Source organism: Wohlfahrtiimonas larvae, from assembly GCF_002006755.1.
Classification (GTDB): Bacteria; Pseudomonadota; Gammaproteobacteria; order Cardiobacteriales; family Wohlfahrtiimonadaceae; genus Wohlfahrtiimonas; species Wohlfahrtiimonas larvae.
Map to the genome: position 1 here is coordinate 1 of NZ_MVDO01000048.1, position 13,393 is coordinate 13,393.

11 protein-coding genes and 2 tRNA genes are annotated in these 13,393 nt (G+C 36.5%); 9 read left to right on the forward strand and 4 right to left on the reverse strand.

Going from position 1 to position 13,393, the window contains the following annotated elements; translation table 11 throughout:
• The first annotated feature begins 111 nt into the window (after nt 1–111).
• Nucleotides 112–1,365: a dicarboxylate/amino acid:cation symporter gene (locus tag BZK14_RS03250; RefSeq protein ID WP_077925159.1), complete on the forward strand. Its 1,254-nt coding sequence runs from the start codon at nt 112–114 to the stop codon at nt 1,363–1,365.
• Nucleotides 1,366–1,703: 338 nt separating this feature from the next.
• On the opposite strand, the gene BZK14_RS03255 is transcribed toward BZK14_RS03250, so the two are convergent.
• Nucleotides 1,704–2,168: a GNAT family N-acetyltransferase gene (locus BZK14_RS03255; protein WP_077925160.1), complete on the reverse strand. Its 465-nt coding sequence runs from the start codon at nt 2,166–2,168 to the stop codon at nt 1,704–1,706.
• A gap of 95 nt (nt 2,169–2,263) precedes the next feature.
• Between BZK14_RS03255 and pdxR the strand changes: the two genes are divergently transcribed.
• Entirely contained in the window at nt 2,264–3,742 is a 1,479-nt protein-coding gene (pdxR, locus tag BZK14_RS03260; protein ID WP_077925161.1) for a MocR-like pyridoxine biosynthesis transcription factor PdxR, read from the forward strand.
• Here pdxR and BZK14_RS03265 read toward each other — a convergent pair.
• The 3 genes from BZK14_RS03265 to BZK14_RS03275 form a co-directional block, all read right to left on the reverse strand.
• A complete protein-coding gene (locus BZK14_RS03265) occupies nt 3,720–4,172 on the reverse strand; it encodes a YaiI/YqxD family protein (protein WP_077925162.1) in 453 nt (150 codons plus the stop codon). The genes pdxR and BZK14_RS03265 overlap by 23 nt on opposite strands.
• A gap of 50 nt (nt 4,173–4,222) precedes the next feature.
• Nucleotides 4,223–4,298 (reverse strand) — tRNA-Gly (locus BZK14_RS03270).
• 66 nt (nt 4,299–4,364) lie between these two features.
• Nucleotides 4,365–4,440 (reverse strand) — tRNA-Gly (locus tag BZK14_RS03275).
• A 164-nt stretch (nt 4,441–4,604) separates the two neighbouring features.
• On the opposite strand from BZK14_RS03275, the gene proC reads away from it, so the two are divergent.
• From proC to BZK14_RS03310, 7 genes are all read left to right on the forward strand, one after another.
• A complete protein-coding gene (gene proC, locus BZK14_RS03280) occupies nt 4,605–5,429 on the forward strand; it encodes a pyrroline-5-carboxylate reductase (RefSeq protein WP_077925163.1) in 825 nt (274 codons plus the stop codon).
• Nucleotides 5,429–5,998, forward strand: coding sequence for a YggT family protein (locus tag BZK14_RS03285; RefSeq protein WP_245831139.1), 570 nt, complete (start codon nt 5,429–5,431; stop codon nt 5,996–5,998). Before proC ends, BZK14_RS03285 begins: the two co-directional genes overlap by 1 nt.
• Entirely contained in the window at nt 5,998–6,288 is a 291-nt protein-coding gene (locus BZK14_RS03290) for a DUF167 family protein (RefSeq protein WP_077925164.1), read from the forward strand. Before BZK14_RS03285 ends, BZK14_RS03290 begins: the two co-directional genes overlap by 1 nt.
• Nucleotides 6,278–6,751, forward strand: a complete 474-nt coding sequence (gene tadA, locus BZK14_RS03295; protein ID WP_077925165.1) for a tRNA adenosine(34) deaminase TadA — start codon at nt 6,278–6,280, stop codon at nt 6,749–6,751. Before BZK14_RS03290 ends, tadA begins: the two co-directional genes overlap by 11 nt.
• Nucleotides 6,752–6,760: 9 nt before the next feature.
• Entirely contained in the window at nt 6,761–7,885 is a 1,125-nt protein-coding gene (gene zapE / locus BZK14_RS03300) for a cell division protein ZapE (protein ID WP_077925166.1), read from the forward strand.
• Between the two features lie 9 nt (nt 7,886–7,894).
• On the forward strand, nt 7,895–10,792 hold the full coding sequence (locus BZK14_RS03305) for an FAD-binding and (Fe-S)-binding domain-containing protein (protein ID WP_077925167.1): 2,898 nt from the start codon (nt 7,895–7,897) through the stop codon (nt 10,790–10,792).
• 267 nt (nt 10,793–11,059) lie between these two features.
• Complete coding sequence (locus BZK14_RS03310) at nt 11,060–13,261, forward strand: TonB-dependent hemoglobin/transferrin/lactoferrin family receptor (RefSeq protein WP_077925168.1); 2,202 nt, start codon at nt 11,060–11,062, stop codon at nt 13,259–13,261.
• Nucleotides 13,262–13,393: the final 132 nt, after the last annotated feature.

A 13,393-nucleotide genomic window follows, 5' to 3' on the forward strand; every position in this document is an offset into this window, starting at 1 on the left:
AAGTAAAAATATTGCTTTTGTTTATTTAATTAAATATATAATTTTACTGTATTTTTTATTTGAAAAGTGATAAATTCTTTTCCGCATTAAAAACTACAAAAGGAATACATAGTGCGGTTAGGAATATTAAGAAGTTTATACGTACAAGTAATAATTGCGATCATTGTGGGGGTATTATTAGGCCATTTTTATCCTGAGTTAGGTGAAAAAATGTATCCATTTGGGCAAGGTTTCATTAAATTGATCAAAATGGTGATTGCGCCTGTTATATTCTGTACTGTTGTTACAGGTATTGCTGGTATGGAAAGTATGAAGTCTGTTGGTAAAACAGGCGGTATTGCAATTTTATACTTTGAGGTTGTGAGTACAGTTGCATTAATTGTTGGTTTAATCATCGTGAATGTTATTAAACCTGGTGCTGGCATGAATATTGATCCGGCTACATTAGATGCATCAGCCGTTGCAATGTATACAACACAAGCAGAACAGCAGACGGTTGTAGGGTTCTTTTTGGATATTATTCCTACAAGTGTGATTGGTGCATTTGCTGGTGGTAATATTTTGCAAGTTTTATTATTTGCAGTATTGTTTGGTTTTGCTTTGCATAGATTGGGTGATAAAGGTGAGTTGATATTTACTGTAATCGCTGATTTTTCTAAGGTAATTTTCAATATTATTAATATGATCATGAAACTTGCACCAATAGGGGCATTTGGTGCGATGGCTTTCACAATTGGTAAATATGGTTTGAGCTCATTGGTTCAATTAGCAATGTTAATTGTGTGCTTTTATCTAACATGCTTAATCTTTATTTTTGGTGTATTGGGCGCGATTGCAAAATATAATGGTTTTAATATCTGGAAGTTTGTTAAATATATCAAAGATGAATTATTAATCGTTTTAGGGACATCTTCTTCTGAATCTGTTTTACCAAGAATGTTGGATAAAATGGAGAATGCTGGTTGCGAGAAATCTGTTGTTGGTTTAGTGATACCCACAGGATATTCATTTAACTTAGATGGTACTTCGATTTATTTAACGATGGCGGCCGTTTTTATTGCTCAAGCATTGAATGCTGATATTAGTATTTGGAATCAGATCGTTTTATTATTAATCCTATTGGTATCTTCTAAAGGTGCGGCGGGTGTAACAGGTAGTGGTTTTATTGTTCTAGCTGCAACATTGGCTGCGCTGAATATTGAAGGGCTACCAGTTGCTGGCATTGCATTGATTTTAGGTATTGATCGTTTTATGTCTGAGGCAAGAGCATTGACCAATCTAATTGGTAATGGTGTTGCAACGATTGTTGTTGCGAAAAAATGTAAGCAATTAGATGAGGCAAAATTAAAGGAAATTTTAGGATAATTGTTTGTATTATCAATATCTTATTGTTTTTGCTTCTTACATAGTGAAGCTATAATGTATGATAGAAGCTGGATCCGATTGTTTATCGGATTCAGCTTTTTTTTAATTATAATAATAATTATAGGGCTTCTCTAGGAGGGCGAAATTGGACTTTATTATTGGGATTTTAATATTTCTAGGATGGGGAATATTATGGTTAGGAGTAATAAGTTTTAAGTTTGTGCTGTTATATTTTTTATTTAAGTGGATTGATCAGTTATTTGATAAGTATGATAAGTAAATATGAGCAATGTTGTCATTGCCCATTGTTTTTACCTTTGCTTAGGAGAGTAAAATATTTAATTGTTATGCAGCTGAATGTCGTATTTGATCATTCCTGGTTTAGTTGCAATCCAGTCATACAAGCGCTGCGCTGTATGATTTGTTTCTTGAGTATGCCAATAAACCTTCGAGCAATGATGCTTTTTGGCATCTTCAGTCAAGAATTCGATGAGTGCTTTGCCTGTGTGTAATCCTCGGTGATCAGGCGAAACAAATAGATCTTCAAGGTAACAATAATTCTCTGTTGACCATGTAGATTCGTGATATAAAAAGTGTGCAAATCCTACGATTTCGTTGCCTTTACGTGCAACGATGCAGTGTAATGGCGAAGCTTCATCAAAAAAGCGTTCCCATGTTGCTTGCGTGATGGCATCTGATAAATTTACTTTGTAAAAAACTTGATAGCTTTTCCAATGTGGCAACCATTTTGCAAAGTCTTCAGGCTTCACAAAATCAATGGTTAATGCGTTTGATTGATCCATATATTCCTCCGAGTTGATCATTTGAAGCATGATATTAATTGTTTTATTGGCACTTTATAAGGTACACTTTTTGTATTTTTGTAGGTGCCACTTTTATGAAGCCTAAAGCGAATTTTCCCATATTACAGTTATCAGAAGGGCCATTGAATGATCAGGTTTATGAAGCTATTCGTGGGGCGATTTTGGATGGTCGTTTAAAAGCCAATATGAAATTACCATCGAGCCGAACTTTGGCGGAAATGATGTTGGTTTCTAGAAATACGATTTTATCGGGCATTGAGCGCTTGATGGATGAAGGTTATTTGATGGCGAAAGCTGGCTCTGGCACTTATGTTTGCGCTTTTGTGCCTGAAAAAAAGATTAATTGCCAAGCGCCTATTCAGCAGATGATTCAACAACAGAATCCACCTAAATTCAGTGATGGATTACAAGGCTTAATGCCACGTTGGCAGCAATATCATAGTGCAGCGAAGCAAAATAGAATGTTCAGTGTGGGTGTTGGTTGTGTGGACCTGTTTCCTCAGCAAATTTGGGGAAGAATTCTAGGGCGCGTTTGGCGCCATTCTCAAGCTGAATTAGCGAAATACAGTGATGTACAAGGTTATTTGCCGTTAAGAGAAGCACTGGCACAATATATGCGCTCTACGCGTGGATTAAACTGCAATGCGGATCAAATCATGATTGTGAATGGCACACAACAAGCAATAAACCTCACATCTCGTGCATTATTGAATTCGGGGGATGGGATTTTGATCGATGATCCCGGCTATGATGGTGCTTTGGGTGTTTTTCAAAGCTATGGCATGAAAACTCACGGTATTGCGAGTGACGAAGACGGTATGTTGATTCCTGAATTGATTCAACATAAAGAGGATATTCGCTTGGTTTATACCGCGCCATCCCATCAATTTCCATTGGGTGGAACTTTAAGTTTAGAGCGTAGATTGATGTTGTTGGATTGGGCAAAGCAAAAGGATGCTTGGGTTTTTGAAGATGATTACAACGGTGAGTTTCGTTACCATTCTCGTGCTATTCAGGCTTTACAAGGTTTGGACCAAGCAGGCAGGGTGATCTATTCAGGCACATTTTCTAAGATGTTTTATCCCGGATTTCGTTTGGCATTTTTAGTATTGCCACAAGCATTAATTGAGCCTTTTAAGGTTATTAAGCATTATGCGGATTCCTGCAATAGCTATTTAGAACAAGCAGCATTAGCAGCCTTCATTCAAGAAGGTGAATATGCGAAATATGTGCGTAAGGTTCGTAAAGCTTGCTTGGAAAGGCAACAAGCTTTAGTGAGTGCTATTGAACAATATTTGCCACATATTTTGACGATTCAGCCGTCAGATTCAGGGATTCATGCGGTTGCATGGTTGAAGGGTGGTTGGGATATTCAGCAAATTATGATGATTAGTCAATCGTTAGGATTAGGTATTCAACCTTTGTATCGCTACTCAATGCAGCTTTTACAAAATCAAGCTTTGTTATTTGGTTATGCAGCACATAAGCCAGTTGAAATTGCCGAGAAGATTCAACAATTGGCAGAAGCGATTAAGCATTCTTTCGTTGATTAAACCATTTATCCAATTCTTGGGCGAAGAGTTGGCGATCTTTTTGTGATAATGGTGGTGGGCCGCCTGTTTGCACGCCACTAGAACGTAAAGTATCCATGAGATCACGTACAGTTAATCTGCCATCAATGCTATCTTTTGTAAGTTGTTCACCGCGTGGTGTAATCACGTTCGCTTTTTTGGCAATGGCATCTGCGGCTAGTGGAATGTCTGCGGTGATCACTAAATCACCTTCTACGATGCGATTTACAATTTCATCATCTGCTACATCAAAGCCTTTTGGTACTGTTAATGTTTTGATGAATGGCGATGGTGGAACAGAGAGAATTTGATTTGCAACCAAATAGAGCATGATGGATTCACGTTTAGCCGCACGATAAAGAATTTCTTTTATTACTTTTGGACAAGCATCAGCATCCACCCAAATTGTCATACATTTCCTTTGATCAATAAAAAAGCCCTTCATTGAAGGGCTTTCTAATCTGGAGCGGGAAACGAGACTCGAACTCGCGACCCCAACCTTGGCAAGGTTGTGCTCTACCAACTGAGCTATTCCCGCAAAAAACGGTTTAAATGATGTTTTGGTATTTCATCACTTTGCCTTAAATCAATAAGGGCTTTAATTTGGAGCGGGAAACGAGACTCGAACTCGCGACCCCAACCTTGGCAAGGTTGTGCTCTACCAACTGAGCTATTCCCGCAGAAGAGAAGCGTATTATACATAAAAATCAGAAGATATCTGTATAAATATTAGTCATTCTCATGTTTTTACGAATTTAATTCATGATTAACCATAAATTAGTCACTATCAACTTTATGCAGACTCTTGTAAAATCTAATGATTTTAATAAAAGAGGGATGCAACATGAAAATAGGATTTATTGGTGGCGGTAATATGGCAGAAGGCATTATTGCTGGGCTTGTTCAGAATTTCTTGCCATCATCAATCTTTGTTGCAGATCCAAGTTTGGATCGTCAAACAGTATTAAAGGATCGTTATGAGATCAATACATTCGATCATCACCGTTATTTTTTATCAGAAGTGGATTTTATTGTGCTTGCTATAAAACCTCAAGGTTTTGCGAGCTTCTTACCTGAGATTGCGCCATTGATTCAAAAAAAACAAGTTGTGATCTCTATTGCAGCAGGTGTTACCATCGATGTCATCAGCGATTTATTGGATGAATCATTTGCAATTGTGCGTGCAATGCCTAATATGCCAGCAAAAGTCGGGCATGGTGTAACAGGGTTATTTGCTAATGCGCATGTGTCAGATGATCAAAAAAATGTAATTTCTGAAATTTTTGAAGGTTGTGGTATGGCAACTTGGGTGAAAGAAGAAGCTCATATTAATGCTGTCATTGCAGTTGCAGGTTCTAGCCCAGCATATTTCTTCTATTTTGCGCAATTGGTTGGGCAAATGGGAGCAAAGCTAGGTTTGAATGCAGAAGTTGCGACTAAAATGGCTGTACAAACCATGTTAGGTAGTGCAAAACTTGCAGATATTGGTGATGTGAACTTAGATGATTTAATTCGCAGTATTTGTTCTCCAAAAGGCACAACTGAGCAAGCGATGATTTCGTTTAAAGAGAGCAATTTAGACAGTATTGTGGAGAAAGCAATGCTCGCAACTGTGGAACGCAGTGAAGTATTAGCAGAAGAGTTAACTCAACAAATCAAAGGATCATAATGATTGCAGGTATTTTAGGATTTATCATTAAATTAGTATTTAACTGTGTCAGCTTGTTAGTATTGTTGCGATTTTTATTGCAATGTGTGAAAGTTAATTTTTTTCATCCTATTGTGCAAATACTTGTTCGTGTGACAAATCCAATTATTCTGCCAGTGCGTAGGATTACGCCTGTATTTAGCAGTTGGGATTGGTCATGCATCATTGTTGTTATTATTGCAGGATTGATTAAATATTTGCTATTAATGGCATTAGATCGCATTGCAATGGCACCATTGATTGTATTGGGTATGATTTTAATTGAAATATTGCAAGATATTTTGACGATTTACTTTTATGCTTTAGTTTTTGTTGCGATTTGTAGTTGGTTTAGGGAGTCGCCTAACGCTAGAATTGTGTTAGATATTTTAGGGAAATTAACGAACCCTATAATGAAGTTGTTAAAGTTTAACCTTCGTTATCGTAATATTGATTTTAAGCCAATGATAATGTTATTGATTATTATGTTGATACAATCAGGTTTGTATATTATCAAAAGTTTTTTGATGAGTTTAAATTTGGGATCATAATGGCCAATTCAGCATATTATTTTGAGGGCAACGATTTGATATTGAATGTACGAGTCACGACTCGAGCATCCAAAAATGAAATTCAAGAGATTGGTGAAGAGAATATTAAAGTTAGGATTAATACTCCGCCCGTGGATGGTAAAGCTAATCAATATCTTAAGAAGTTTTTAGGTAAAGAGTTTGGTGTAGCACCTAGTAGAATTGTGATTGAGTCAGGTGAACTTTCTCGTGATAAGCGATTTAGACTTTCATCACCCACTAAGTTTCCAGAAGGTTTTCATGTTGAGTAGTGATGAATTATTTATGGCAGAAGCTTTGATTGAAGCACAAAAAGCTGCCGCTATTGGGGAGATTCCAATTGGCGCTGTCATTGTTAAAGATGGTGAGATCATTGCTCGTGGATTCAATGAATCTATCACTAAAAATGATCCCACCGCGCATGCAGAAATTGTGGCAATTCGCCGAGCAGGAGAAGTTTTACAGAATTATCGTTTAGTAGATTGCGAGCTATATGTCACATTAGAGCCTTGCATGATGTGTGCAGGAAGTTTTGTGCACAGTCGATTAAAGCGAATTATTTATGGTGCAGGTGATTCACGCCATGGTGCACTTGGCACGCAGTTGAATGTAAATACTTTTGAATCTTTTAATCATAAAGTATCTATAACACCTGCTGTGCTAGCAGAAGAGTGCCGAACATTAATACAGTCGTTTTTCAGAGAAAGACGCAAACAACAAAAAAGTAGTCAGTGAGGAGAAGATATGTCAACCATCAAGGATGCATACTTGAAAGAGATCGAACAACGTGGTTATAACGTTGATCCAATTCAATTACGAGTGGCAGAAGAGTACGATAAACTTAAAACAAAAATTATGAATGATGAACCAGCTGTGGATACGAGCAAAGTTTCATTTTTTCAAAAATTAATGAAAACCGTGCCAGATAATGCCAAGCGTTATCAAGATCCTCGCGGTATTTATATTTATGGTCGAGTGGGTCGTGGTAAAACATTCTTGATGGATTTGTTTTATAACAATATTGATGTTCCAAAGATTCGCAGTCATTACTACCATTTTATGCAAGATGTACATAATGAACTCCGTAGCTTTGCAGGTGAAGCTGATCCATTAAAATTAGTGGCAAAAAGCTATGCGAAAAAATGCAAAGTTTTATGTGTGGATGAATTTCATGTGATTGATATCACAGATGCAATGATTCTTTATCGTTTGTTGGAGTCATTTTTGGATGAAGGTATTTTCTTCATCACAACTTCAAACCGTGAGCCTGATGAATTATATAAAAATGGTTTACAACGTGAGAAATTCTTGCCTGCAATTGAAATCATTAAAAAACGCTTAGTTTCTGTGCCTCTAGATAGTGATAATGATTATCGTATGCGTCATTTGGAAGCTGCGGATGTATGGTTTACAGGTTCTGTTGAAGAACAACAAAAGCATTTTGAAGCAGCATTTGATGAGTTAGTCGGCCATAGTGATGGCCCAATCACACGAGATATTAATGGCCATTCATTTGAAATGCTCAAAGTAGGTGGTGATGCAACATGGTTCACATTTAAAGAAGCTTGTGCAAAGCCAAGAGCTTCACAGGACTTCATTAAGTTAGCTTCTGAATATGGCACAGTATTTTTAAGTGGCGTGCCTTTATTGGATCGTAATCGTCAAAATGAAGCACGCCGTTTTGTCATCATGATCGATGAATTTTATGATCAAGGTGTAAAAGTTGTGATCGGTGCAGAAACTTCTTTGGCAGATTTATATGAATCTAAAGGCACGAATGCCTTGGACTTTGAGTTCGATCGCACAATGAGCCGCTTGATCGAAATGCAATCAGAAACCTACTTACATCAACCTAAAAGACAGGCATAAGGAAACGTAATGAGCACTTTTAGTTTAGAGAATTCAGTAAAAAAATTTATTACTGATTTGGCCAAAACAAATTTTCAAGGTGATGTGGATGCCAATGAAGCAGCACGATTGGTTCATTCAGTAGATAATTCTATCTATGAGGTGAAGCCAGAAGCTGTCATTTATCCTAAAAATAGTGATGATGTGGCAATTGTGACAGAATTACTATCAAAACCAGAACATCATCAGGTGAACATTACAGCTAAAGGTGGTGGCACAGGAACGAACGGGCAATCATTAAATCAAGGAATTATTTTAGATTTATCTCGTCATATGAATCAAATTTTGGCATTTGATGCAGAAAAACATCAAGTAATCGTGCAAACAGGTGTCGTAAAGGATCAATTGAATGCATTTTTGAAACCTCATGGTTTTTTCTTTGCACCTGAATTATCAACCTCTAATCGTGCAACGATTGGTGGTATGATTAATACAGATGCTTCAGGCCAGGGAAGCTATACTTATGGCAAAACAAGCCATCACGTTGTGTCATTGAAAGGGTATTTGCCAAATGGCCAATTCATTGATACAAATGAAATTGATCCATTGCAGCAACAAATTGCAGGTATTATTTCGCCAGAAGTGGATTCGATGAATGCACATTTCCCAGAGTTGAATCGTTTTGTGACAGGTTATGATGCAAAACACTTTTTTGATGATGAAAATCATAACTTAAAACATTTGTTATGCGGTGCGGAAGGTACGTTGGCTGTTTTGACAGAAGCAACGTTGAATGTATTGCCAATTCCTAAATATAGCAAGTTAGTACTATTGAGTTATGATGATTTTATCTCTGCATTGAAACATTCTACATATTTAATGGATGCGCCTGTAACGCCAACATCTATTGAAATTATGGATGATCGTGTTGTAGAGCGCGCGCGCAATGACTTTATTTGGGAAGTGAATCAGCAATATTTTGAAGGCGTAGATTATGACCGCTTGAAAGCAATCTTGTTGGTGGAATTTAATAGTGATGATGAAGCTGAATTGCAAAGATCAGTAGAATCCTTTGCAGATTATATGAAAGCAAGTAATTATGCTTCATTGTTATCATCAAATGTATTGAATGGTGATGCTGCAATTAAGAACATTTATGCACTTCGTAAACGTGCCGTTGGCTTATTGGGTAATATCAAAGGTGAACGCAGAACAATGGCATTTGTGGAAGATTGCGCTGTGCCACCAGAAAGCTTGGCAGATTTCATTGTGGAATTCAAAGCGGTATTGGATAAGGAAAACCTTATTTATGGTATGTTCGGGCACGTTGATGCGGGCGTATTGCATGTTCGCCCGGCATTGGATCTCAAAGCAGAAGATGATCGTGAAAGAATCCGTAGAATCAGCGATCAAGTTTATGATCTCTGCGTGAAATATAAAGGTGCATTATGGGGTGAGCATGGTAAAGGTGTTCGTTCTGAATATTGTGAACCTTATTTTGGTGAATTCTACCCAATCATTCGTGCCATTAAAACAGCATTTGATCCACATAATCAGATGAATCCTGGGAAGATTGCAGCGCCATTAGGTTCAGATTCTGCGTTGTATAAAGTTGATTTAACGCCAATGCGTGGGCAGAAAGATCAATTGATCACAGAGAAAATGTGGAATGAATATCGCCGTGTGAATTTCTGTAACGGTAATGGTGCATGTTTTAACTATGATCTACATTCACCAATGTGCCCAAGCTATAAAGCAACGCGTGATCGTGTTCAATCACCGAAAGGTCGCGCTGTATTGTTGAAAGAATGGGAACGTCGCCGTTGTACAGATCAAAATACACCAGAATTTGAAGAAGAGATTTTTACAGCGTTAGAAACTTGCTTGAGCTGTGGCAGTTGTACATCTGAATGCCCCGTAATGATCAATATCCCGAATGGTCGCTCACAATTTGTGGAAGAATATTACAAAACGCGTCGTCGCCCATTGGTGGATCGTATTTTGGCTCAAGCTGAAGAAAATGCCCCATTGATGTATAAAATGCGTAACATCACCAATCCATTGTTCAAATTGCCAATGACGCAAGCTATCATGAAAAAGATTGGCTTAACAGATGCAACAATGCCACAAGATAATGGTGTACCTGCATTAGTGAAAGCAGGGAAGTTGGTTGAATGGAATATTGCAGATATTGAACGCCTAACGCCAGAATCCATTAAAGATACTAAAAACTCTGTGATCATTGTGCCAGATGCTTTGACGGAATACTTTGATGGCAAGGTTCTGAAAGATTGCGTGGAATTACTGCATTCATTAGGCTTAACAGTTTATTTAGCGCCTTATCAAAATTCAGGCAAGGCTTATCATGTGCTGGGTATGCGTGATCAATTCACATTGTCTGCTGAGAAACAAAATAAGTTGCTATTGAAAATGGCGAAGCTGAACATTCCAATGATTGGGATTGAACCGCCAATTACAGTGCTATATCGTAAAGATTATAAACAGATGTTTGGTGAAGCAGTACATGTTCAATTAGTGCAAGAATTCTTAGTAGGATATTTAAGCCAAAAAGATCAAACAGTGCAAAAAGAATTGAAAGATAAGTTCTATTTGTTGAGCCATTGTATGGAAAAAACAGCTGTTCCCAATGCGCCAAGTTTATGGCAACAAGTGTTTAAATACTTTGGTTTAGGCATTGAAGTTGTTCCAACAGGTTGCTGTGGAATGAGTGGAACATTTGGTCATTTAACTAAGCAAGTAGAATTATCTGAGAAAATTTATGATCAATCATGGCGTGTGCAGATTGAAGGCATTGCAGAGAAAGATCATGTGATGGCGACAGGTTTCTCTTGTAGAACACAAGTGGATCGCTTTTCTAAAGTATCAGCATTGCATCCTATTTCTGTATTGAATCAGAATTTGCAGTAAATAAATATTATTATATATTAAAAATACCCTCAAAGCAGGAACCAACTTTGAGGGTATTTTTTTGTCTGAATATCATGATTGAGTATTTGTAATACTGTTTGTAGTAGATTTAAAAGATGTCAGCTTTTAGTAATAACTATAAGTTGACATTGATATTAACTCTCAATATACTCGCTATTTTTAATAATGTTAATGATTCTCATTAATATATGTATTATATTTTCAAATGATAATTATTTTACATAAAGTTTTTAAAGATAGGGATATATGAAAGTTTCGTATTTATATTTGGCGGTTGTAACAGCATTAAGTACAGTCATTCCTTTGGCTGTAGCAGAAGAAGATAAAGTAATTGATTTATCACCCGTGCGTGTTCAAGGAGAATATATTGGACAAGATTATGATGAAAGTGTTTCATCGGTGATTATCATAGATAGAGATGCATTGAATAAGTCAGCCGCTACTGACTTGAAAAGCTTGGTTCGTTATCTTCCTGGTGTGAGTGTAGCTAAAGATGCGCAAAAAGGTGTTAGCCAAGGGTTAAGAATACGAGGAATAGATTTTAATAGAATCACAATGAGCATCGATGGTGATCGATTGCCAGAAGGACAAGCCTGGGGGCATGGTAGCTCATACAATGCAGGGCGTGATTTTGTGGAGTTTGATACTTTAAAACATGTTGATATTATGAAAGAGCCCAATTCTGCTAAACATGGCTCAGATACTTTAGCAGGTGCGGCTAATTTTAGAACGTATGATCCAGAAGATTTTGTGAATGCAGAAAAGCCATTTCATATTGGTTTAAAGCAAGGTTATGTTAGTGCTAATCGTGAAAATAAAACAACAATTTCTACAGCAGGGTTTAAAAATAATTTTTCATGGTTAGTGATTGGAACGGATACAAAATATCATGAAACAAAAAATAGAGGTGAAGTTGATGGATTTGGTTCAAAGCGTACTAAACCGAATCCTTTAGATGCTGAAGGGCAGAATATTTTAGGCAAGCTTGCATGGTCTAATGAGAGACATCGCCTTTCAATTATGGCAGAGGAATATAAAAATAATCTCACAGTAGATCAGATGCATTCCCGTAGTGAAAGTCATATTTATGATAATACATTGAAAATTAAAAGAAATAGATACGCTATTGATTATAAATTAAATTTAGAATCTGCAATTTTTAATGAGATGAATGTTCGGTTATATCAAAATAAGTTGAACAATATTGATGGTATTCGTAATAGATTTGGTGGACCTTTAGCAAAAACTACACATACATTAAAAGATTTTAAGGTGAATATTATTGGAGTGCGTGCAGATTTTGATAAGCATGTGGTCTTAGGTGGATTAGATCATGATTTTATGTGGGGGATTGATTTAAGAAGAACCAAAACATCACGCTTGGAAGATATTAATAATAGCAAAGATAAACAGCGTAAGGATTTTCCAGATGCAGTTGCTAAAGATATAGGTTTTTATCTGCAAGATAATATTTCATGGGGTGATGGTTGGAAGTTAAGTATAGGTGCGAATATTGATCATCATACGATGGATAGTTCACCTGATGATATTTTCTTGCAGTATGGTAAGGATCATTTTACAGGTAATATTGATCCTAAATATTTGATCACTCAAAAATATAGTGATACGACAATCACACCAAAAATTAACTTGAGTAAAGCTCTATTAGATAATAATGCAGAGATCTTTATTGGTTATAGCGAAGGTGTTCGTCATCCTTCTTATGAAAATTTAGGAACATTTAATCATGGTGGTACACACATTGTACCGAATCCTGATTTAAAGAAAGAGAGCTCTCGTAACTATATGGCAGGATTACTTTATGATGATGGATGGACAAATTTTTCAGCTAATGCTTATTTGAGTCAATATAATAACTTTATTCGTTCTGAGAGTTTTGCAGATAGTGCAGGTCAGCGTTATACGATGCCTATGAATGTTAAGCGTATTAATATTCATGGTGTGGAAGCAAATTTTAAACAAAATATTACAGATCATTGGGTAATTCATGGTTCTGCTGCATGGGCAAAAAGTAAAAATCGTGCAACAGGTAAAGAATTAGAAAGTGATCCATTTGATAAAAACCGTCTAGCTGTTGACCCTTTTACCTATACAGTAGGGGTAAGCTATGCTCAAGAAAATTGGGGGGCATCATTAGATTGGAAGCATGTGAATGCAAAAAAACGCCAATACAAAGAACAATGGGGGGATTTTTACACCATGAATGCGCCTAAATATAACTTAGTTGATTTAACTGCTTGGTGGAAGTTAGATAAAGATATTGAAATTACAGGTGGTATTTATAACCTTACTAATCAAAAATATTGGGATGGTATTGATCTACAAGATGAGAAGGCTCAGGATATGTGGGTAAAATGGTATGACCATTTAGATCGCTGGACGCAGCCAGGAAGAAGCTTTGCAATCAATGTTAAAATATCATTGTAATTGTTATATCTCCCTAAAAATTATATAAAATACATAATAATTGCTATTTTTTGAGTAAGTATTATGTATATTTATTGATGTTGGACTTTAATCAATAAGAAACTAGTTTATTCAGTTATACTTTAGCTGTTA